The organism is Streptomyces enissocaesilis, assembly GCF_039533765.1.
Lineage (GTDB): Bacteria > Actinomycetota > Actinomycetes > Streptomycetales > Streptomycetaceae > Streptomyces > Streptomyces enissocaesilis.
This window is the reverse complement of the sequence record NZ_BAAAUD010000034.1, coordinates 25,796-46,143: the sequence shown is the minus strand read 5'-3', so window position 1 is coordinate 46,143 and position 20,348 is coordinate 25,796. Positions and strand designations below refer to the sequence as shown.

17 protein-coding genes and 1 pseudogene are annotated in these 20,348 nt (G+C 71.8%); 8 read left to right on the top strand and 10 right to left on the bottom strand.

Features of this window, described 5'->3' with window-relative positions; all coding sequences use genetic code 11:
- Positions 1-213: 213 nt before the first annotated feature.
- Positions 214-426: a DUF4287 domain-containing protein gene (locus ABD374_RS15385; RefSeq protein ID WP_344495470.1), complete on the bottom strand. Its 213-nt coding sequence runs from the start codon at positions 424-426 to the stop codon at positions 214-216.
- Between the two features lie 198 nt (positions 427-624).
- Entirely contained in the window at positions 625-954 is a 330-nt protein-coding gene (locus ABD374_RS15380) for an NIPSNAP family protein (RefSeq protein WP_344495468.1), read from the bottom strand.
- A gap of 476 nt (positions 955-1,430) precedes the next feature.
- On the opposite strand from ABD374_RS15380, the gene ABD374_RS15375 reads away from it, so the two are divergent.
- Complete coding sequence (locus ABD374_RS15375; RefSeq protein ID WP_344495466.1) at positions 1,431-2,669, top strand: PP2C family protein-serine/threonine phosphatase; 1,239 nt, start codon at positions 1,431-1,433, stop codon at positions 2,667-2,669.
- Positions 2,670-3,481: 812 nt separating this feature from the next.
- The gene (locus tag ABD374_RS15370; RefSeq protein WP_344495464.1) at positions 3,482-4,042 is read left to right on the top strand and encodes a hypothetical protein; all 561 of its coding nucleotides are present in this window, start codon (positions 3,482-3,484) and stop codon (positions 4,040-4,042) included.
- A gap of 288 nt (positions 4,043-4,330) precedes the next feature.
- Here the strand turns inward: ABD374_RS15370 and ABD374_RS15365 are convergent, their stop codons facing one another.
- Positions 4,331-4,495, bottom strand: coding sequence for a hypothetical protein (locus ABD374_RS15365; protein ID WP_344495462.1), 165 nt, complete (start codon positions 4,493-4,495; stop codon positions 4,331-4,333).
- A 1-nt stretch (position 4,496) separates the two neighbouring features.
- Positions 4,497-4,835, bottom strand: a complete 339-nt coding sequence (locus ABD374_RS15360) for a helix-turn-helix domain-containing protein (protein ID WP_344495460.1) — start codon at positions 4,833-4,835, stop codon at positions 4,497-4,499.
- 949 nt (positions 4,836-5,784) lie between these two features.
- Between ABD374_RS15360 and ABD374_RS15355 the strand changes: the two genes are divergently transcribed.
- Positions 5,785-6,144, top strand: coding sequence for a hypothetical protein (locus tag ABD374_RS15355; RefSeq protein ID WP_344495458.1), 360 nt, complete (start codon positions 5,785-5,787; stop codon positions 6,142-6,144).
- 102 nt (positions 6,145-6,246) lie between these two features.
- On the opposite strand, the gene ABD374_RS15350 is transcribed toward ABD374_RS15355, so the two are convergent.
- The 6 genes and pseudogenes from ABD374_RS15350 to ABD374_RS15325 form a co-directional block, all read right to left on the bottom strand.
- Positions 6,247-6,555, bottom strand: coding sequence for an SCO5918 family protein (locus tag ABD374_RS15350; RefSeq protein ID WP_344495456.1), 309 nt, complete (start codon positions 6,553-6,555; stop codon positions 6,247-6,249).
- Between the two features lie 86 nt (positions 6,556-6,641).
- Positions 6,642-7,793 (bottom strand): annotated as a pseudogene (locus ABD374_RS15345) (DEAD/DEAH box helicase); the annotation flags it as partial.
- A 337-nt stretch (positions 7,794-8,130) separates the two neighbouring features.
- Positions 8,131-8,334, bottom strand: a complete 204-nt coding sequence (locus ABD374_RS15340) for a cold-shock protein (protein WP_023586116.1) — start codon at positions 8,332-8,334, stop codon at positions 8,131-8,133.
- Between the two features lie 650 nt (positions 8,335-8,984).
- Positions 8,985-13,325, bottom strand: a complete 4,341-nt coding sequence (locus ABD374_RS15335; protein ID WP_344495454.1) for a non-ribosomal peptide synthetase — start codon at positions 13,323-13,325, stop codon at positions 8,985-8,987.
- On the bottom strand, positions 13,322-14,893 hold the full coding sequence (locus tag ABD374_RS15330) for an amino acid adenylation domain-containing protein (protein WP_344495452.1): 1,572 nt from the start codon (positions 14,891-14,893) through the stop codon (positions 13,322-13,324). The genes ABD374_RS15335 and ABD374_RS15330 overlap by 4 nt, the downstream gene beginning before the upstream one ends.
- Positions 14,894-14,895: 2 nt before the next feature.
- Entirely contained in the window at positions 14,896-15,108 is a 213-nt protein-coding gene (locus tag ABD374_RS15325; RefSeq protein ID WP_344495450.1) for an acyl carrier protein, read from the bottom strand.
- Positions 15,109-15,499: 391 nt separating this feature from the next.
- Here ABD374_RS15325 and ABD374_RS15320 point away from each other — a divergent pair, with 391 nt between their 5' ends.
- The 5 genes from ABD374_RS15320 (at position 15,500) to ABD374_RS15300 (ending at position 20,337) form a co-directional block, all read left to right on the top strand.
- Positions 15,500-16,237 carry a thioesterase II family protein gene (locus ABD374_RS15320; protein ID WP_344495448.1) on the top strand — a complete coding sequence of 246 codons (738 nt, stop codon included), beginning with the start codon at positions 15,500-15,502 and terminating at the stop codon, positions 16,235-16,237.
- Positions 16,238-16,246: 9 nt separating this feature from the next.
- The gene (locus tag ABD374_RS15315) at positions 16,247-16,516 is read left to right on the top strand and encodes a phosphopantetheine-binding protein (RefSeq protein ID WP_344495446.1); all 270 of its coding nucleotides are present in this window, start codon (positions 16,247-16,249) and stop codon (positions 16,514-16,516) included.
- Positions 16,513-17,853, top strand: a complete 1,341-nt coding sequence (locus ABD374_RS15310) for an ATP-grasp domain-containing protein (protein WP_344495445.1) — start codon at positions 16,513-16,515, stop codon at positions 17,851-17,853. The genes ABD374_RS15315 and ABD374_RS15310 overlap by 4 nt, the downstream gene beginning before the upstream one ends.
- Before the next feature lie 23 nt (positions 17,854-17,876).
- Positions 17,877-19,445: an amino acid adenylation domain-containing protein gene (locus tag ABD374_RS15305; RefSeq protein ID WP_344495443.1), complete on the top strand. Its 1,569-nt coding sequence runs from the start codon at positions 17,877-17,879 to the stop codon at positions 19,443-19,445.
- Positions 19,446-19,524: 79 nt separating this feature from the next.
- On the top strand, positions 19,525-20,337 hold the full coding sequence (locus ABD374_RS15300) for a thioesterase II family protein (RefSeq protein WP_344495441.1): 813 nt from the start codon (positions 19,525-19,527) through the stop codon (positions 20,335-20,337).
- Positions 20,338-20,348: the final 11 nt, after the last annotated feature.

Below are 20,348 nucleotides of genomic sequence, written 5' to 3'. Positions count from 1 at the left end.
TACGGTTGTCCGACAGCCCGGCGCGATGAGTGGTCCGAGTTCGCCCGACCGACCTGCTCACCAGCACTGCGGCCCGAGTCGTCGCCGGTTCAGACGTGGGGTCGAACGACGAGCTGAAAAACTCCCCCGGCGTTGCGCCGGCGCGCCGGCGCGCAGGGAACCCACCGGCGCACCGGCCGCGTCAGGATTCCTGCCGTACCGGATGACGACTACTCACTTGCCGCTGTCCTCCGCGGGGGTGTGCGCGACAAGCGCGTCGGCATGGCCGTGTCCCAGCCCGTGCTCGGACTTGAGCCAGGCCACCAGTTCCATGTGCTTGGTCAGCGGCGACGCGCGAATGAGGTCCTTCCACGCTGCGATCGGACGACCGTACTTCTGCTCGACCGATGGAAGGTAACTGGCGGGGCCCTTCACGGAATCGCTCATACGCACAGTTCGACACCGGCGTACAAAGACGAGGCCGCTTCCCCGCAGGACCACGCTCGTGCCGAGCAGTTGGCTCTCCCCCTTCCCCGCGCACGGGGACGGCCCGGGCGTCCACCGGCCGCGTTCAGCTCGGCGAGCAGGGTCCGGTGCAGCTGGTCGAAGACCCCGGCCCGCCGGCTCCACGAACCGGCCAGGTGATCACCTGTCGGCCACACGCTGGGACACACCGTCGAGCGGCCGGAGAAAGCGGCGTTCGTACCGCTTGATGCAGCGCGTGCGACGAGCCAGTTCGAACGCCTCCTGGCACTCCGGATCAGACATGCTGTCCGTCCGGTACTGCTCGTACGCAGCGAGACCGGAAAAGGAGAAGAGGGCGTAGGCGATGTCGCTGTCGCCCTCACTCGGCAGGAAGTAGCCGTGGTGCGTCCCGCCGAAACGGTTGACGAGCCCGACCCAGCGGCGGCCGTACTCCTCGAAGTCCTCCAGCTTGTCGGCGTCGATCTCATACGTCAGATGAACAGTGATCATGCCTACATGATGCGGCGAGAAGGTTCGATCACGAAGGCGCCTGCGTGCCGGTGGCGCGCACCTGGAAGAAGACGGGAGACGGATCAACCTCGCGCAGCGATGAACGGTTGCCTGGTGGACACCTCTGGACAGCCCTCACGACCTGTGCCATGTCGCGCCCGGAGGACTCCCCCAGGCTTCCGCTGCCGGACACAGACCCTCCGACGCGCGCCTCGGACGCCTGAGAGGCCGCGGAAGAGGCACCCGCATGCCCGCCGGCGCCGGGCCGTTCGCGAGCGGTTGGCCGACACCCGTTCGGGGGCTCTGTGGTGCAATGGCTTCTGCCCGGCACCGGGCTTGACGCCGGTCCCTCGTACACCTGGGACGGAGCCCTGAGCACCAGCGAGCGAGGAGTCACCGTGACCGTATGCGGGCCTGACGGGGAGGGTGAGCCGACCACTCGTGCTCCCGGGAACGGGGGCGGCCGGGGCAGGGCGATGACCTTGGCGGGGGCACTCGCGGCAGCCGAGACCGCGGCGCCCGTGGAGTCGCTCGACGTTGTCGCATGCATGCTCAAGGAGCGTCTCGGGGCCGCGTCGGTGTCGTTCCTCATCACTGACTTCACCGGCGGCTCGGTCGTACGGCTGGGGGCGGCGGGCAGCGTCGATACCGATGAACCCGCCCGGCGCATCACGCTGCGGGGCACCCTGTACGACGACGTGATCCGCACCCAGCGGCCGAAGGTGGAGGACAAGGGCGAGGGCGCCCTGGTGAGGATCGTCGCCCCGGTGACCAACCGCGGGGACGCCATCGGGCTCCTGGAACTGTTTCTGCCCGCGGTGCCGGATGCGGAGGTGATGAGGGAGATCGGGGAGACCGCGCACGCCCTGGCGTACATCGTCATCGCGAACCGGTCCTTCACCGACGTCTACCAGTGGAGCCGCCGGACCAAACCGCTGAGCCTGGCCGCGGAGATCCAGCACCGGTTGCTTCCGGCGTCGCTGGCGTGCGAGGCCGCCCAGTTCGCGGTGGCCGGGGCGCTGGAGCCGGCCGACCACGTCGGGGGCGACACCTTCGACTACGTCATCGACCGGGACACCGTGCAGCTCTCCGTCACCGACGCCGTGGGCCACGATGTCGACGCCGCGCTGCTGGCCACCCTCCTGGTGGGCGCCCTGCGCCGGGCACGGCGAGCCGGTGCGGGCCTCGCCGAACAGGCCCGCCAGGCCGACCAGGCCATGCAGGATCACGGCCGCCAGGGCTACGTCACCGGCCAGCTCCTGCGCATCAGTCTGATCGACGGCACGGCCGAGTTCGTCAACGCCGGACACCCCTGGCCACTGCGCATGCGGGACGGACAGGTGCAGGAGATCGTTCCAGAAATCGATCTGCCGTTCGGCTTCCAGATCCCCCACACCTACCGGGTCCAGTCGCTGGGCCTGCAGCCGGGTGACCGGCTGGTGATGCTCACCGACGGCATGCTCGAGCGCAACGCCAACAGCCTCGACCTGTCGGACCTGATCGTCCGCACCCGCGAGCTGCATCCCCGCGAGGCCGCCCGCACCCTCATCGCGGCAATCGTCGATGCCAACGACGGCCACCTGCAGGACGACGCGACCGTCATGTGCCTGGACTGGCACGGCATCGGCCACTCCCGCCGGGACGCCGACACCGGCGCCGCTCTCGCCGACGCCTCCGCACCGTCACGGACGGGGCGGACCACTCCTGAACACTGACCTGAGCGCTGCTGCGGTAGCCGGCTTCGGCCGGCCCCTGGCCACCGCCGTGCCCACCCCGAAGCCAGGTGACACGGGGGCACAGCCGGCACGGAGCTGCGGCCCACAGGACCCGGAAGGCGAGGCCGGCCGACGCACCCGCCCACACGGTCCACAGCAGCACGGACCACTGGTCCGGCGGGAGGAGGAGCACGGCCGGGGAGGCGCAGGCGCCGCGGTGGTGGGTGGCGCTCCTTGCGAACACCAGCCAGGCGGTGGCCGGACACACGGCTCAGGTCAGGACCGCCCGCGGAGTACGGGCCGAACAGATGGGCACGACGGCTGCGAGCAGAGCGACAGGGGCCATTCCGGCCCGAAGCCGGCCACGCGGCCTGGGCCTGATCGGTCCGGCCAGGCCGGCCGCCCGCTCCACCAGGGCGGCAACCGGGTGGGCCTTCGCCCCCGCGTCGCCACTCCGTGATCCGCAGGGCAGCCCGTCTTCACGGCGTTCTCCCCGCGCTGGGGCGATATGACCACATCCGGCTTCAGCGACGTCGCGGGACACCGCTTCCCGCCCCCCTCGGACTTCAGCGACGTCGCGGGCAACCAGGCGGTCCTGCCAGGGGACGTCACCCGGGCAGCACGACCGGAGGCCGGACCCGAACCCCCGGGCCCACGTCTCCGGGCATGGGCTGGTTCACCACCGCGTGAACTCCAGCTCCGTTGGCACCGGCGCCGATTGGGCCTGCCGAAGCCGAGTAGATCGGCTGGTCATGGGAACGATCAGGGCTTCCGAACGGGCATCTCCGCTCGCCTACGCACAAGGATCACCGATGCTTCCTGAGGTCCACCCCCACGTATCCGCCCGCCTCGCAGACCAGCTGGAACACCAATTTGGCCTGGCTTCGCGTCTCGAAGCCGGCCCTCTCGATGTGGAGCGCGTCGCCGGCATCGCAGTCGTCGCAGCTGCCCACTCCGACGGCTATGCGGCTACCGGCCATCTCCTCGGGCTGCTGGCCGCGCTGCCCGCGCCCACCACGTCAGGTGAACGCTTCTGGTCGGACCTGTGGAGGTCTTCGGGCACCGCGTACCTGCTGCCCGTCAACATCAAGGCTCTGGTGCTGCGTTCCCTGGCAGGAGAAGGAACTCCCCTGGCCCGGCAGATCCTCTCGGCCGTCGATGAGATGACCCCGCCCCAGCGCGTGGCGGCCGGGGAGGTGATCGGTCAAGCCCTCGCCGAGTCCGACCATTTTCCCGACCTCAAGACACAGGTCATCGGAGAACTGTGGCTCCGGGATTTCGAGCTCACCGCGTGGCGCGTCCTGCACGCAGACCGCAGGTCGGACGATCCGGCTGGACGGAAAGCCTTCCTCGACGCCTGGACGAGCGCCTGAACGTCTGCTTCTCCAGGCAGCCGCGCAGGGCATGCGGCGACCGACCCGGCCCATCGGCAGTTTGTACGGTGCGGCGACCGAGCGAGCCCCGGCCCCCGGACAGCGCTTGGGAGCGACCGGGTTCAGGAAGGTTCCGGCCGAGGTCGCGCCCGTCTCGGTTCCACCTCAACAGATCGGGTCCGCGCAGCCATGGCTGCGCGGACCCGATCCTGTGCACAGCGGGTTCCCGCCGGTGTCCGGCACGAGCCTGAGCGATGAAGCCGAAGTCCTTCTCCGCGTGGAACCACTTCACAGTTCCCGTAGCCCCAGTCCTGCCTTCCAGTCGATGAACGCCTCCCACTCCGTGGAGAAAGCAGAGGCGATCGCCCTGGTTCCTCCGGCACAGCCCAGCGAAACGCCCAGCGCACCGGAACCGCGCGGGCGGCGCCCGCCGATGCCGGCGGGCACGCTCATCTCATGCCGCGGCCGGGGGAAGGGGTGATCCGGCGGCGCGGCGGTGTTCGGCGTTGAGGCGCTGGGCTTCTTCGAGCTGGTCTTCGAGGATGACGATGCGGCAGGCGGCCTCGATGGGGGTGCCTCGGTCGACGAGCTCCCGGGCACGGGCCGCGATGCGCAGCTGGTAGCGGGAGTAGCGGCGGTGGCCGCCCTCCGAGCGGAGCGGTGTGATCAGCCGGGCCTCGCCGATGGCACGGAGGAAGTGGGGGGTGGCGCCGAGCATCTCGGCAGCCCGGCCCATGGTGTAGGCGGGGTAGTCGTCGTCGTCGAGACGGCCGAAGGAATCGTCTGCTGTCATCTCACCTCTCTGTGGAACGCGTGGAGGGGCCCTGGTGCCGTACCGGCACCAGGGCCCCGAAGGAACTGCTGCACCATCTGCCGGCCCCAGTGCTGCGCCGGCCTGTTGGTTCCGCAGGCCCACCCGGGAGAGGGCGGGGGATGCGGGGATCGCGGATGCGTGACCGGAGACCACCTAGCTGTCGATGTCCTGCGGTACCCGGGCCGAAGCCTGCCGCCCGGGCGATCCTGATGGCGCTGAAGCCCTCCGTTCTTCCCTCTGAACCCATCACGTGCCGAACGGGTACTGCGTGTTGCTCGTACTGCTGTTACCGCGAACTGCTGGTGGCCTCGCACAGCGCCACTCTCCGGCAGCCGGCCCCGTCGCCCGTCCTGCGTCTGCTCCGGCCTGGGACCCCGCTGCCGGACTTCCCGGTACGCGCGCCCGCAGCCGGCGCCTTTACCGGGGAACCACTGATCACCGCGCTGCTGGTACCGACAACCGCAGCTGCCGAACTGCCACGGTGTCAGCTGCGGTCCTGCTCACGGCGGCCCCTGATCACTGCGGGCCACCCGGTCCAGTCGTCAGTCCCGTCACCGTCCTGCGACAACCCTGGCTTCGGAACTCCACCACCGCACCGCCTTGCGCACTACGGGTACTGCTGCCCGGCAATTCGTCTCTGCCGGGCCTTGCTCGACCTCGACTACGAGAGAAACCATAACCACACCACTACTCAATGTCTACCCTGGCGGGCACAGATTTCTGCCTGCTCGAAGAGGAGGTAATCCACCTCGACTGGCTCCGTGGGCGGTCGGAGCGGCCCCGAAGCTCCGATCCGGCGCTCGGAGTGGCCCACAGCCGCGCAGCCCGCCGGGTACGGCGGCACCGGGGGTTTCGGCCACCCGTGGTCGACCGCCTCGCCCGCGCCACCGCTCGAGCAGCCGGGCGGCCGGTGAATACAATCTTCCTCATGTCGAAACCTGACGAGCTGCTCGTCGACGTCGCCGCCCTGGTGGAATCCGGGCAGAGCAATCAGATGTCCCTGACCGTGGTCACCGGTGGTGCTGTCGTCACCGGTCGGCTGGCCCCCGAAGCAGTGTGGAGACAAAGGGTGTCGGACGTACTGACGGATTCGGACCTCCTGGGAGGGTTCTCCGCCGTCTTCGACACCCCCGCGGAGAAGGACGGGCCGCCCACGCATCTTCACTTCCATGTCGCCCGGATCCTTCAGGGCACGGTGGGGATTCCGGAGACGGGCGGGATGTACCGCGTGGCGATCGAGGACGTCAGCGCCTGGACCGTGGGCGACTTCAGCTACTCCGACCGCTGAGCCACCACCGCGGCCGGCACTTGAACAGCGGTGTGGGCCCGACCGGCACGCCGGTCGGGCCCACACCGCTGTTCAAGTGCCGCCTCGTGTGTGTTCCCCCGGTCAGACGGACACGGGGGTGCCGAGCATCGCGGAAGCTCGCTGGAGCGAGCCGAGGATGCGTACGGGTGCGGCCGTGGGGAGGGTGCGGCAGGTGAAGCCGAGCTGAGTCATGGCCCGGAGGACTTCGGCGGCGCTGAAATCACGTCGGTCCTGGCGGGTGATGACCTGGCCGACCTGCTTGAGGGGGTAGTGGCGCCGGCCGATGATCACGGATTCGCCGACGCCCGGTTCGGGCTTGACGCCCTTCATCGATTCCAGCACGCCGCTCTTGGTGAGCTCGAAGGGGAAGCGGGCAATGACGCAGCGCATACGGCCTCACAGGGAGAAGGGGAGAACGGTCCGAGCAGGGGTGAGGCGGTTCAGCGGGAGAGCACGAGGACGCCCGGGGCGCAGCCCTGCTCGTCGACCCCCGGGCCGACGTTGACGACCAGGTCGAGGTTGTCGACGTGGATGCCGCGCGCCGCGACATTGGTCGCCGCCAGCCTGCTGACGTGCCCCGTCTTGAACTGCGCCAGCGTCCGGGTGCGCTGCGGCTGCGACTTGCCACCGTGCGGCGCGGCGGCCCGCACCCCGTTGTTGAACAGGTCCTGGGTCAGCCGGTCGACGGCGTGCCTGGTGTCCAGGAACATGATCACGCGGCCGTCACGGGCGGCGATCTCGGTCGTGGCGGCGTGCTTGTCGGCGCCCTGGACGTGCAGGACATGGTGCTCCATCGTCGTGACCGCACCGGCCGACGGGTCGACCGAATGCACGACGGGGTCGGTCAGACAGCGGCGCACCAGCAGGTCGACGTTACGGTCCAAGGTGGCGGAGAACAGCATCCGCCGCCCCTCCGGACGCACCTGGTCGAGCAGCGCGGTGACCTGCGGCATGAACCCCATGTCAGCCATCTGGTCGGCCTCGTCCGGCACCGTGATGCCCACCCGGTTCAGCCGGCAGTCGCCACGGTCGATGAGGTCCTCGAGCCGGCCCGGGGTCGCGACGACGACCTCGGCCCCGTCTCGCAGCGCGCCGGCCTGCCTGCCGATCGACATCCCGCCCACCACCGTGGCCAGCCGCAGCCCGACGGAGCGGGCGTACGGAGTGAGCGCTTCGGTCACCTGCCGCGCCGGCTCACGTGTCGGTACGAGGATCAGCCCCAGTGGCCGGCGGGGCTCAGCACGCTGTCCAGCGGTGCGGGCCAGCAGGGCGAGACCGAAGGCGAGGGTCTTGCCGGAACCGGTGCGTCCGCGGCTCAGGACGTCACGGCCCGCCAGGGAGTTCGGCAGCGTCGCGCCCTGGATCGGGAACGGTGCGGTCACCCCCTGCCTGCCGAGTTCGGCCAGTAGCTGCTCGGGCATGTCGAGAGCGGCGAAGCCCTCGACGGCGGGCAGCGCGGGGGGGAGCGTCCTGGGGAGCGCGAACTCACCCTGGACGGCGGCGGACCGACGGCCGTAACCGCCGGAACGGCGCGGCGCCGGAGAGCCGAAGCGGCTGCCGCCCTTTCCGGCGTCGGCACCGCCATTACGGGTGCGGACGGAGCGGTCGTTCGTGCGGGTGCGGTTCACGGGGAACCTTTCCTCGATGTGGCACATGTCAAGGAATTCCCGCAGTGATGAGCGGCATGAAGAATTACAAGTATGGACCGATGGCAAGAGAAAGCACATCCGGCCGGCGGAAATCCACTCGGGCGCAGGTGCTGAGACAAAGACGCGGTGGGGGCGTGGAATCCGGGCGTCGACTGCGGTGCAGCTCTTCAGGATCGGCTGCCTCCCCGAATGGGGAACCGCGTGTGGTGGGGCTGCGGATTCCTCCGCGTCGTCCCGCGGGCTGAAACGCAGCGGGAAATGCACGCAGCTGGGGCCCGCACCCCGAAGGATGCGGGCCCCAGCTACGGAGTCAGCGTCAGGCCGGAACGATGTTCTCGGCCGTCGGGCCCTTCTGGCCCTGCGCGATGTCGAAGGTCACCTTCTGGCCTTCGAGCAGCTCACGGAAGCCCTGGGCGGCGATGTTCGAGTAGTGGGCGAACACGTCGGCGCCGCCACCGTCCTGCTCGATGAAGCCGAAGCCCTTTTCCGCGTTGAACCACTTCACGGTACCAGCAGCCATGTCATATCTCCTTTGGGGCAGTACATCGGAATCCGCACTGCGCGAACACCGTGTCGCCGCGATGATTACCCCGCCCGGAAAAAGACCGGAAATACAAAAGCGCTCCCACCGGCCGGAACCGCATGGGGGCACTTGAAGTTTTGGGAACCACAACTGCAACTGAGATCGACAGTAGCACGCTGGAACGTCCTGCGCACACCACATAATTCCCTTTTGCCCGTCGCGGCAAAAACTCTCACTACTTGGCCCGTCAAACTCTCACCTCGCGGGCACACATATTGATTCACCCGGGGTGCAACCTCTCGGGAAGGGTGGTGTCGCCACCTGCGACCAGGGCTGCCAGGGCGCGACGACGTACGCGGCCGCACGCTCTTCGAGGACCCGCTCACCGGGATCGTGCGTGGCCGGCGGCGATGTCTTGGGGCAGTGGTCAACGAGCGTCTGCCGGGCGTCAAAGAGCCGCGGAGACAGCCCGTCACTGGCTGGCTGCGGGGATGAACGGAAAGGGCCTTCGCATGGGCATGGGGACCAGCCCTGGAGGTGCGGGGCCGACCGGCTTCCCGTACGTCCGCTGCCGCTCCTTGTCCTCCCTTCACCCCGGACCACGGGCGGGGGCGGAGGTCCGGCATCGTCCTGCCGCAGGTCCCGCCCTACCCGCCGGGCTCCGGCAGCCACCGGATACGGGTGAAGTGGTCGACGCAGAGGGCGAACAGCTTCTCGTCGTCCTCCGGGCGGACCACGCCGGAGCCGGCCAGGGCGGCGTCGGTGGCGGAGCCGTCGAAGGAGAGGCGGCCTTCGGAACCGCCGCCGGTGAGCTCCGCGGTCAGCGTGCCGAGGAGCGGGAACGCCGCGTTGTCCGGGTCCTCGCCGATCCGGCGCAACCACTCGTCCGGGTCGACGCCCGGCAGCCGGTGGCCCAGGGCGCGCAGCCGGTCCAGCGCGGTGTCCAGCCTCGACAGCCGTCCGGCGGCCAGGTGGAAGGTCCGGCCCGCGGCCTCGGACCGCAGGGACAGCTCGACGACGGCTTCGGCGACGTAGTCCACGGGCACCAGGTCGAAGGCGGTGTCCACGCGGGCGGGGGCGGCCTGGGCCTGGACGCAGCCCTTGAGGATCAGCCACAGGTAGTCACCGGTCTGGCAGGCGCCCGTGCGGCTGTGGCCGGCGATCCGGGTCGGCCGGTGGAGGGTGACCGGCAGGGACCGGGCCCGGGCGGCCGCGACGAGCTGTTCGGCGACCCACTTGCTCCGGGTGTAGCCGTGCTCCAGGGCGCCGGGCGGACCGGTCGGGTGCCCGGGGCCGACCGGCAGGCCGGCCCGGCCCGTGAACACCCCCACGGTGGACACGTGGTGCACCGGCACACTGCGGTGCCGGGCCGCCAGCCGCAGGATCCACGCCGTGCCGTCCACCGTGGCCGCCTTGAGCCGCTCGTACGGGGATACGAGGTTCACCGCCGCCCCGACGTGGTACACGGAGTCCACCCTGCGGGCCAGTTCGTCGAAGGCGGCGCCGGACAGGCCCAGGCGGGTCTCCGCCAGATCACCGGGGATGACGGAAATCCTCCGTTCGCAGGACTCGTCCCAGATGCCGTAGCCCGCCATGGCGGAACGCAGCCGGGCGACCGCCCGTTCCCGGTCCGCGCCGCGCACCAGGCAGTGCACCCGGGCCCGGGTGCGGTCGAGCAGGGCGCGGACGGTGAACGCGCCGAGGAAGCCGGTGGCTCCGGTCACCAGCACCTCCTGGGGATCCGCCGCCACCCGGATCGTTTCGGCGGCCGGAACGATGTCGGCGGGCAGCTCGGTGTCGGCGCCCGGATCGAAGGCCGCGCCCCGGATGTCGCGCTCGGTGGAGCCGGCGAACTCCGCGAGCCCCGCCACGGTCGGGGTCAGGGCCAGCGCTCCGAGCGGGATCTCCACGCCCATCTCCTGACGGAGCCTCAGCACCAGGCGGGTGGCGAGCAAGGAGTGCCCGCCCAGGGCGAAGAAGTCGTCGTGCACCCCCACCCGGACGCCCCCGAGCAGTTCCTGCCACACTTCCGCGATCCGCCGCTCCGAGGGGGTCCTCGGTGCCCGGAACCTGCCGTCCGGCTCCGCCCCCGGGGCATCGGGCGGCGGCAGCGCGGCCCGGTCCAGCTTGCCGCTTGCCGTGAGCGGAAACCGCTCCAGCGGCACGCACACGGCGGGCACCATGGGGTCCGGGAGCCGCCGCGCCACCGCGCGGCGCAGCAGCTCCGGTTCCGGGGCGGCCCCGTCGCCCGGCAGGTAGTAGGCGACCAGGCGGGTCCCGCCCGGAGGGCCGGCGGTCCGGGCCACCACCACGGCGTCGGCCACTCCGGGTACGGCCCGGACCGCAGCGGCCACCTCCCCGGTCTCCACCCGGTGTCCGCGGATCTTGACCTGTTCGTCGCGCCGGCCCAGGAACTGGATCCGCCCGTCCGGCAGATACCGGGCCAGGTCGCCGGTGCGGTAGAGGACCGCGGACGGGTGGAAGGGGTCCGGCACGAACTTCCGCGCGGTCAGTTCCGGGTCCCCCACGTACCCGGCGGCCACGGCCCGGCCCCCGACGCAGATCTCCCCGGCCGTGCCCACGGGACAGAGCCGCTGCCGGTCGTCCAGCAGCAGGACCCGGGTCCCGGGCACGGGACGGCCGATGGGAGGCAGTCCGGGCCAGGCGGCCGGGTCGGGGCCCAGGCGTTCCGCGGTGACCACGTGGGTCTCGGACGGCCCGTACTGGTTCTCCAGCACTGCGTGGGGAGCCGGCGAACGGAAGAACTCCCGGAGGGCGGGTGTGGCGTGCAGCTGCTCGCCCGCGGTGATGACCTCCCGGAGGGTCGCGGCCGAACGCCCGGTGGCGCAGGCGTAGTCGGCGAGCTGCTGGAGCGCCACGAACGGCAGGAACACCCGCTCGATCCGCTCGGCCGCCAGCAGGTCGAGGAGACGGGCCGGGTCGCGACGGGCCTCGTCGTCGGTCATGACGAGGGTGCCGCCGGAGGCCCAGGTGCTGAACAGCTCCTGGAAGGCGACGTCGAAGCCGGGCGACGCGAACTGGAGCGTCCGGGTGCCCGGACCCGCCGGGGAGCGTTCTCGTTGCCAGGCCAGCAGGTTGGCCAGGGACCGGTGCGGCATGACCACCCCCTTGGGGCGGCCGGTCGAGCCGGAGGTGTAGATCAGGTAGGCCGGGTCCTCGGGCGCCACGACGGGCAGAGGGGCCGTCGGCGCCGCCGGGGGCGCGTCCGGGGACACCGGCACCGTCTCCACTCCCGGCGGCAGGAGCCGGGCCAGGTCCGGCTGGACCAGCGCGACCCGGATGCCGCTGTCGGCCGCCATGCCGGCGATCCGGTCGGCGGGGAGGGCGGGGTCGAGGGGCAGACAAGCGCTGCCCGCCTTGAGCACGCCCAGCATCGCGACCGCCAGCTCCGGGCAGCGCGGGAGGCAGACGCCCACCGGAGCCCCGGGCGTGCCCCGCGCCACCAGGTGCCCCGCCACCGTCTCCGCCGCCCGGTCCAACTCGGCGTAGGTGAGGACCCGGTCCCCGTGCACCACCGCCCGCGCGCCGGGCGTGCGGGCGGCCTGCGCGGCGAAGGACTCGTGCGCGAACGGCCGCGGCCCGGTCGGGGACGGCCCCCGCGACCAGGTGCCGAGGAGCAGCCGGCGCTCGTCGGCGGGCAGTACGTCCAGCTCCTGGACCGGCTGGTCGGGGCGGGCCAGGGCATCGGACAGCAGGGTCCGCAGCCGCTCCGCCAGGCGCCGGGCGGTGGCGCGGTCGAACAGGTCGGTGGAGAACTCCAGGAATCCGCGGAACCCGCCCCGCTCGGACACCAGGTGCAGGAAGACGTCGTACTTGGCGGTGCCCGGGTGGAGGTACAGCCGCTCGGCGGTGATCCCGGGGAGGTCCAGCGCGGGCTCCGGGGCGTCGTCGAGCCCGAAGACCACCTGGAAGAGCGGAAAGCGGCTCGGCGTGCGCTCCGTACCCAGCTCGCGGACCAGATGGGAGTAGGGGGTGCCGCGGTGCCGCACCGCGCCCCACACCTGGTCCATGGCCCGGGTGACCAGCCCGGCGAAGGAGAGGCCGGCCGGTACCCGCAGACGCAGCGGCAGGACGTCGGTCAGACAGGCGATCATCGGTTCGAGCGCCTTCTCGTCCCGGCGGGAGACGGGGGTGCCGAGCACCACGTCGTCCTGCCCGGAGAGCCGGGAGACCAGCGCGGTCAGTGCCGCGGCCAGGACCGTGAACGAAGTGCTCCGCGTCCTGCGGGCGAGGTCGCGGACCCCGGCCCCGATCGCGGCGTCCAGCGTGAACTCGATCCGGTCACCGGCCGTGCCGAGCACCGGGGGCCGGGGCCGGTCCGCGGGGAGGGAGGACTCCGGCGGGGCGCCGCGCAGGGCCTCCCGCCAGTACGCCAGGCAGTCCGCGCGGGTCTCGCCGTACGTCCGGCGCTGCTCCAGGGCGTACGGGCCGAACTGCAGCGGAAGGTCCGGCAGGCCGGGATCCGTCCCGTCCAGCGCGGCACGGTAGTGGGCGCTGAACTCGGTGTCCAGCAGGCTGAAGCACCAGCCGTCGATCACCGCGTGGTGGAGCGCCACCACGAGGACGGCGTCGTCCTCGGCGAGTCGCAGCAGGGTGGCCCGCGGCAGCGGGCCGTGGTCCGGGGGCGCCGGCCGGGCCGCCGCCACCGCGGCGGCGTCCAGCTCCGGCGGGTCCACCCAGCGGATGTCCAGGTCCACCCGGGCCGGCGGCGGCAGCACCGTCTGGCGCGGCTCGCCGCCGACGAGGGCCAGGCGGCTGCGCAGGGCCTCGTGCCGGGTCACGATCCCGGTGAGGGCCCGCTGGACGGCAGCGGGGTCGACGCGGGCACCGCGCAACCGGTAGGCCCAGGATTCGACGTATCGGGACGGACCGTCCTGGAACTGGTCGTTGAGCCAGATCGACTCCTGCTCGAACGACATCGGGTAGTCGGGGGCCGGCACGCCGGCCGGATCCGGGGCGGGTGTCAACGGGAGGGGGCCTTCCGGATAGGCGGCGGGACGGGGCCCAGGGAGGCGAGCAGGCTGCCGCGGTCGAGCTTGCCGGTGGCCGTGATCGGCAGGACCGCACGCCGGTGGACGCTGTGCGGCACGAGGTAGCGGGGCAGCCGGTCGGCAAGGGCGCGGCGTACCGACGGAGGAGCGGGGGCGGTGGGGGCGTCCGCGGTGTAGAACATGGCGAGCCGGTCGTGTCCGCCGCCCGGAGCGGGAACGGCCACCACGGCGGCTTCCCGGACACCGGGGAGACGGCGGGCGGCGCTCTCGATCTCGCCCGGTTCGACGCGGTGTCCGGAGATCTTGACCTGGAGGTCGGTGCGGCCGCGGAAGTGCAGGACGCCACCGGGGTCCAGCAGGCCCAGGTCTCCCGTCCGGTACACGCGCACCGGTGCCCCGTCGAGGACGATGGTGGGGAAGGCGGCCGCCGTGGCGTCGGCGTCACCGAGGTAGCCGGCTGCCAGCCCCTCACCGGCCAGGCATATCTCGCCCACGGTGCCCGGGGGGAGGGCCTGGTCGCCGGCCAGGACGTGCACCGAGGTGCCGGGGACCGGGAGGCCTATGGGGATGCCTCCCGGGGCGGCGCAGTCCGCCGGGGTGACCCGGTGCGTGGTGGCGAACACGCAGTTCTCCACCGGCCCGTACCCGTTGATCAGGGTGATCTCCGGATACCGGGCCAGGAAACGGGCCACGTGGTCGGGCGAGAGCCGTTCACCGCCGGTCAGGACCTGGCGCAGACCGGTGAAGCAGGGTCTGCGCGGATCCTCCTCGTCGACGAGGAGGTTGAACAGCGAGGAGGTCAGCCAGACCGTGTCCACCCCGGCGGCGGCGACGAGTTCGGCGAGGGTGTCGGGGAGGAGGTAGTCCGTGTCGGCGATGACCGTGGTGCCGCCTGTGGTCAGCGGGCCCCAGAGCTCCAGGCTGAAGGCGTCCCAGGAGACGGGCGCGGCCTGGAGCACCACCCGGCCGGGCCCGAAGTCCGCCCATCCGGCTCCCCGGAAGAGGCGAGTGGTCGCACGGTGCGGGGAGAGGACCTTCTTGGGGTCGCCGGAACTGCCGGACGTGAAGAAGACGGTGGCGGCCCGGGAGGATCCGGCCGGCAGGGGCGGGCCGGCCGATGGCGTGGTCCCGCGGCGCCGCCCGGTCGGCGCGGGCGACTCCTCGGGAACGGTCCAGCCGGGCAGGTTCCCCGGTGCTCCCGTCTCGGCCGCCATGACCGGGGACCGCAGCACGGCGGTGATGCGGTTGATGCGTTCCGGCGGCCACCGGTGGTCCAGGGCGGCGTACGCGGCACCGCACTTGAGCACGGCGAGCAGGACGGCCACCAGCCGGGCGGAGCGAGGGAGCAGGACGGGCACAGTGGCGCCGGGTCCCACACCCGCCGCACGCAGGGAACGGGCGTAGAGCTCCGCGGTGGCGTCGAGCGCGGCGTAGTCGAGGCGCTCGCCCCGGTGGACGACCGCGACGGCGGACGGGTGCAACCGCGCCCGTCCGGCGACCGCTTCGTGAATGAGCCGCGGATCGGCGGTGACGGGGCGGCGCACGGTCAGGCCCCGCCCGCGGACAGGGCCTCGGCCAGGGTGTCGCTCTCGAACAGGCGCTCCGGGGCGATCCGGACACCCAGTTCCGTCCCGATCCGGGCGCAGATCCGCATGGCCTGCAGCGAGGTGCCGCCGAGGTCGTGGAAGCTGTCCGCCATCGTGACGTGCGGCGCCTTCAACACGTCGGCGACGATACGGAGGAGGTGTTGCTCGTTCACGGTCTGCGCTCCTGGTCCGAAAGCCTCGCGCGATGCCGTGCCACTGTCGCACCGGCTGGGCGTGAGGGGCCGAATCCGGCCGCCGAGCGCGTTCGAATGACTGAATCTTGCTTGTTGATGGCCGATTTGACGGTGTGTATTCGACCAGGGGCGGTGATCGGCCCCGAGCGGAATCCGAACGTCCACCACAAAGAGGGCCCGAGGGACCGGGGTTGGCGGATTTGACGAAGCTGCGAGCCGGTCCGTCAAGGGGTTGCGCAATATCCGGGTGCTGTGAAAATCTGACACGGCTTGCGCCGCAGACCGCCGCTTGGATTCAAGTTCAGAACCGTTCGTCGTCGTCCCGGAGAACCCGTAAACGCCGACTCAAGGTTGAGAGGAAAGTCTGCTCGTGGGACGTAACGTGGTACGCCTCAAGGCGGCAGGAGATCCTCTTCTCACTTTGGTCTGTTTCCCATGGGCCGGCGCCGGCGCGGTTCCGTTCCGCGCCTGGTCCCGAACGGCGCCGGGCGGCCTGGCGCTCGAAGCGGTGCGGCTCGCGGGCCGTGAGGACCGGATGCGGGAACCTCCGCCGGAAGAGCTGGACCCACTGGTCGAGGACATCGCCGCCGAGCTGGACACCGGTCGGCCCCATGTCTTCTTCGGCCATTGCTTCGGGGCGCTGCTCGCTCTCGAAGTGGCCCACCGGCTCCGGCGGGACGGCCGGGAAGGCCCCGTCGGGCTGCTGGTGGCCGGCGAGCCGCCCGGCTACGGCGACCAGGGCCCGGCCGTCACCGATGTGCGCGCCGAGATGCGGCGGACCGGTGTCATGCCGGACGACGTACTGGACGATCCGGTCGTCTTCCCCATGCTCGAACCGGCCATCGCGGCCGATCTGCGGCTGGCGGACACCGCTGCCCGCCTTCCGCGGCGCGAGCCCCTGCCCCTGCGGGTCGACGCGTTCTTCGCCACCGCGGATCCGGTACTCGACCGGGCAGCGGCCGAGGCATGGTCCGCCGTCACGACAGGGCCGGTGCGCGTCCATTCCGTCGAGGGGTCGCAATTGCTTCCCGGCCCTGCCTGGGGGCCGTTCGCACATTCCGTGTTCGAAGCGGCCCATTCGGACAGATCCGATTCCGGAGTGCATTGAAGGGATGACATGAGCTCCGATCGCGATGATCTCGAAAGAGCCGTCCGCCAGGAATGGTGCACAGTGCTCGACATTCACCGGTCCGAACCGGAAGACGATTTCTTCGAGCTCGGGGGGAATTCCATGCAGGCGGCCCGGCTGGTCAAACGTCTGGAAAATCGGCTGGGCATTGAATTCCCGCTTGAGGCCCTGTTCATCGAAGGGACCCTGCAGGCCGTGGTCACCGCCTGCGGCACATCGGCCCCGGCCGCCCGTCCGGAGTCCGGGGCGGCGCGGTGACCGCGCCGGCGGGCGACGCCTCTCTGCCGCTGGTGGGGGTGGTGCACCGGCCGTACGGAGCCGCGGGTCTCCGGGAGATCTACCGGGCGGCCCAGGGCGTCTGCCGCCCGGTCCTGCTGTTTCGCCGCCCGGTCGCCGAGGAGCACCCGGAACTCGTGCGCCTGGCCGGGGTGATGTTCCCGGTGCACATCCTCCCCGAGGGTGGTCCGGTCGCGCCGGTCACGGGCCTCGGGCTGGGCGGACTGACCACCTTCCACGACGACGAGCTCGATTTCACGGACCACCTGCTCACCGCGCTGGACCTGCCGGGTGCGCCGGCCACCGACCGGCCCTGGGACAAACTCGGCCAACGGCACGCCTTCGAGCGGGCCGGGCTCTCCTCGCTGCGGTTCGCGCCGGTCGACTCCAGGGACGGATTCCGCCGGGCGCTGCGGGAGGTCCGCCTGCCCGCCGTGCTCAAACCCCGGCGGGCGGTCGGCGGACAGGGCGTGACCTTCGTCCGCGACCCGGGCGATGTGCACCACGTGCTCGCGCACCGGACCTCCTGGGAGGGACTGCTGCTGGAGGGCCTGATCCCACCGTCCGTGCATCCCTCCGGTGTCCCCTGGCTGGCCGACTTCGTCTCCGTCGAGACCATCAGCACGTCGACCCGCAGGCTGCACTGCGCGGTCTTCGACAAGGCACCGGTGAACATCCGGAGCCGGGCCGGGGCCGAGGGGTCGGACACCGTGCGGGTCACCGGCGACATCGTGCCCAGCAGACTGCCCGCGGAGGTCCGCGGCCTGGTCCTCAAGCGGACCGGTGAGGCGCTCGACGCCCTCGGCACCCGGTACCGCGTCACCCACACCGAACTCCGGGTCACGCCCGCGGACGTCGAGGTGATCGAGGTCAACGGCCGGGTGGGAGGGCATCTGACCCGCCTGCTCCGCCCCTTGGGCGGTCCGGACCTGGTGCGTGCCGCCCTGGCCCTGGCCCTCGGGGAGGGGCCCGCCGACCGGCTGGTGGAACAGCACACGGAGCTCGGCCGGGACGGGTTCATGATGGGGCTGTTCGTCCCGTTCCCGCACCAGGGGGGCACCGTCGCCTCTCGCGTGACCCGCGCCGACCTGCGCGCGCTGCCGGGAGTCGTCGGCGTGGACGAGGTGGCCGAATTCGGCGCGGCCCGCGGCGACACGGGATTCCGCGCGGCCAACGTCACCGTGCGCTCCGGGACGGCGGAGGAGATGGACGCGACGGTCGCGCAGGTCGTGCGGGGCATTGCCGGGCTGTTCGCCGCCGACGGCCTGGAGAGCGATCCCTGGCTCCAGCGCTTCGCGCCGAGCCGGCGGTGCCAATGAAAGCCGTCGGGGGGCAGGGAAACATGACAGCAGCCGACGGGACAGACGACCTCGCGGGGCTCTTCACCGAGTCCGCCGGGCAGTACCCGGACCGGGTGGCCATCGAGCAGGGCCGGATGTCGCTGACGTACCGGGAACTCGCGGCACGGGCCGATGCGGTCGCCTCCGAACTTCTCCGGCGCGGTGTCCGGCCGGGGCAGCGCGTGGCCCTGTACGCGGTCCGGCACCTTCAGACCTACGCCGCCTACCTCGGCATCCTGCGGGCCGGCTGCGTCGTCGTCCCCATCGGCCCGGCGACCCCGGCGTTCCGCGCGGCCGCCATCATGGCCTCGGCCTCGGTCCCCCTGGCACTCGCCGTCTCACCGCCGCCGGAGTGGGCCGGGCACGGCACCCCCTGCGCCGACCTGCTGGACCTGCCCGAGCCGGTGGAACCGGTGCGGCCCCTGCCGGGCGCGGCGGGCCCGGACAGGGATGCCTACCTGCTCTTCACCTCGGGCTCGACCGGACAGCCCAAGGGTGTCCCGATCACGCACCGCAGTGCCCTCGCCTATGTACGCCACGCCGTCGCGCGCCACCGGGTGACAGCGGACAGCCGGCTCTCCCACACCTTCGAGCTCACCTTCGACCCGTCGGTCTTCGACCTCTTCTGCGCCTGGGGCGCGGGCGCCGCGCTGGTGGTGCCCGAAGGGCGCGAACTGCTCCTGCCGGCCCGCTACGTCGACCGGCACCGCATCACCCACTGGTTCTCGGTGCCCTCCGTGGTCTCCCTCGCCCAGCGCATCGGGGCGATGCCGGCGGGTTCGATGCCCGGCCTGCGGCACAGCCAGTTCATCGGGGAACAGTTCACCCTCGAACAGGCACGCGCCTGGCGGGAGGCGGCGCCGTACAGCGTCATCGACAACGTGTACGGCCCGACGGAGGTCACCGTCGCCTGCGCCGAGTACCGGCTCCCCGAGGACGAGCGGGAGTGGCCGGAGCCGAGCAACGGCACCGTGCCCATCGGAGAGGTCTACCCCGCGCTGGAGCACCTCGTCCTCGACGAGGACGGACACCCGGCCGAGGACGGCGAGCTCTGCCTCCGCGGCGTACAGCGCTTCGGCGGTTATCTGGACCCCGCGGACAACAGCGGCCGCTTCCTGGACTTCACCACAGGGGCCGCCACCCCCTTCACGGGGAGAGTGCCCGCCGCCGAGCACTGGTACCGGACGGGCGACCGGGTACGGCTGGAGCACGGCCGCCTGGTCCACCTCGGCCGGCTCGACCGGCAGATCAAGCTGAGCGGCTACCGGATCGAACTGGGCGAGATCGAGGCGGCCCTGCGCCGGCACCCGGCCGTGCTCGAAGCCGTGGCCGTGGTGGTGGACCGCGACGGCTCACCCTGTCTGGCCGCCGTAGTGACCGGTACCGAGCAGCCGGAGCCGGTGATCGTGGAGCACCTCAGGACCCTCCTGCCGGAGTACATGGTGCCGACAGCCTGCCTCTGGCTCGCCGCGCTGCCCCTCGGGGGCAACGGAAAGCTCGACCACGCCGGAATCCGGAGGGCGGCCGCGGCAGCCGTCGTCGCGGGGCGGGCCGCGGCGCCGGCCCGCTGACCTCCCGTCCGACCGCACCGGCCGCGCGGTCCGCGCGTCGTGCCGGAACACCCGCTCACACCAGGAAGGCGGTCACCGCATGCCCGCGTCACCCCACGGCTACCCGGCCGCGTCCCCGGCCTCCACCGCCGGCACCTGGCTGCGGACCACCGTTTCGGCCCACCCGGTGCCCGAGCTCCACGTGGTGTGCTTCCCCCCGGCCGGCGGTGCCTCCGGCTCCTTCTCCGCCCTGCGCCGGGCCGTCGGCCCGGCGACCCTCTGCACCTGCGTCCTGCTGCCCGGCCGGGAGTCCCGTATCGCCGAACAGGAGCCGTGGGACCCGGACCGGATCGCCGACCACATCGCCGAGGCCCTCCCGGTCCGCCTGCGGGAAACCCGGGCCCCCTACGTCATGCTCGGCCACAGCATGGGAGGGCTGTTCGCCTACGAGGTGACGGCCCGCCTCGTCGCGGCTGGGGAACCGCGCCCGATGCGGCTCGTGGTGGCCGGGAGCGAGGCCCCGTCCGGCGCCGCCGGCCACCGCCTGGACACCGCGGACCCCGTCGGCGTACTGCGCGAGCTGCGAGGGGCAGACCAAGAGGTCTTCGACCACCCGGAGTTGCTGCGCATCGCGGCCACCACACTGCAGGCCGATCTGCGGATGATCCGGCGCTACCGGTTCGCCGGCGCGAAGATCGACGTCCCCCTCACCGTGCTGCTGGGGCGGGAGGACCCGCTCGTCGGCGCTCCGGCCGCGGCCGGCTGGACGGAACTCGGCACCAGCGGAACCTCGGTCCGGGTGCTCCCAGGCGGCCATTTCTTCCTCGATCCGCACTATCCGGAACTCCTTGCCGAATGGCGTCGCGAGGCGCAGGCCACCGGACACCGCCCTGACCGCGCCCGGCCCGTATGAAAGGACGATCC

Bases quoted from the DNA above. Each gene is read 5' to 3' on its own strand.
- ABD374_RS15350 (WP_344495456.1), bottom strand. From the start codon at position 6,555: ATGCGCTGCGTCATTGCCCGCTTCCCCTTCGAGCTCACCAAGAGCGGC.
- ABD374_RS15300 (WP_344495441.1), top strand. From the start codon at position 19,525: ATGCCCGCGTCACCCCACGGCTACCCGGCCGCGTCCCCGGCCTCCACC.
- ABD374_RS15305 (WP_344495443.1), top strand. From the start codon at position 17,877: ATGACAGCAGCCGACGGGACAGACGACCTCGCGGGGCTCTTCACCGAG.
- ABD374_RS15370 (WP_344495464.1), top strand. From the start codon at position 3,482: ATGCTTCCTGAGGTCCACCCCCACGTATCCGCCCGCCTCGCAGACCAG.
- ABD374_RS15385 (WP_344495470.1), bottom strand. From the start codon at position 426: ATGAGCGATTCCGTGAAGGGCCCCGCCAGTTACCTTCCATCGGTCGAG.
- ABD374_RS15355 (WP_344495458.1), top strand. From the start codon at position 5,785: ATGTCGAAACCTGACGAGCTGCTCGTCGACGTCGCCGCCCTGGTGGAA.
- ABD374_RS15360 (WP_344495460.1), bottom strand. From the start codon at position 4,835: ATGACAGCAGACGATTCCTTCGGCCGTCTCGACGACGACGACTACCCC.
- ABD374_RS15365 (WP_344495462.1), bottom strand. From the start codon at position 4,495: ATGAGCGTGCCCGCCGGCATCGGCGGGCGCCGCCCGCGCGGTTCCGGT.
- ABD374_RS15375 (WP_344495466.1), top strand. From the start codon at position 1,431: ATGACCTTGGCGGGGGCACTCGCGGCAGCCGAGACCGCGGCGCCCGTG.
- ABD374_RS15380 (WP_344495468.1), bottom strand. From the start codon at position 954: ATGATCACTGTTCATCTGACGTATGAGATCGACGCCGACAAGCTGGAG.
- ABD374_RS15340 (WP_023586116.1), bottom strand. From the start codon at position 8,334: ATGGCTGCTGGTACCGTGAAGTGGTTCAACGCGGAAAAGGGCTTCGGC.
- ABD374_RS15315 (WP_344495446.1), top strand. From the start codon at position 16,247: ATGAGCTCCGATCGCGATGATCTCGAAAGAGCCGTCCGCCAGGAATGG.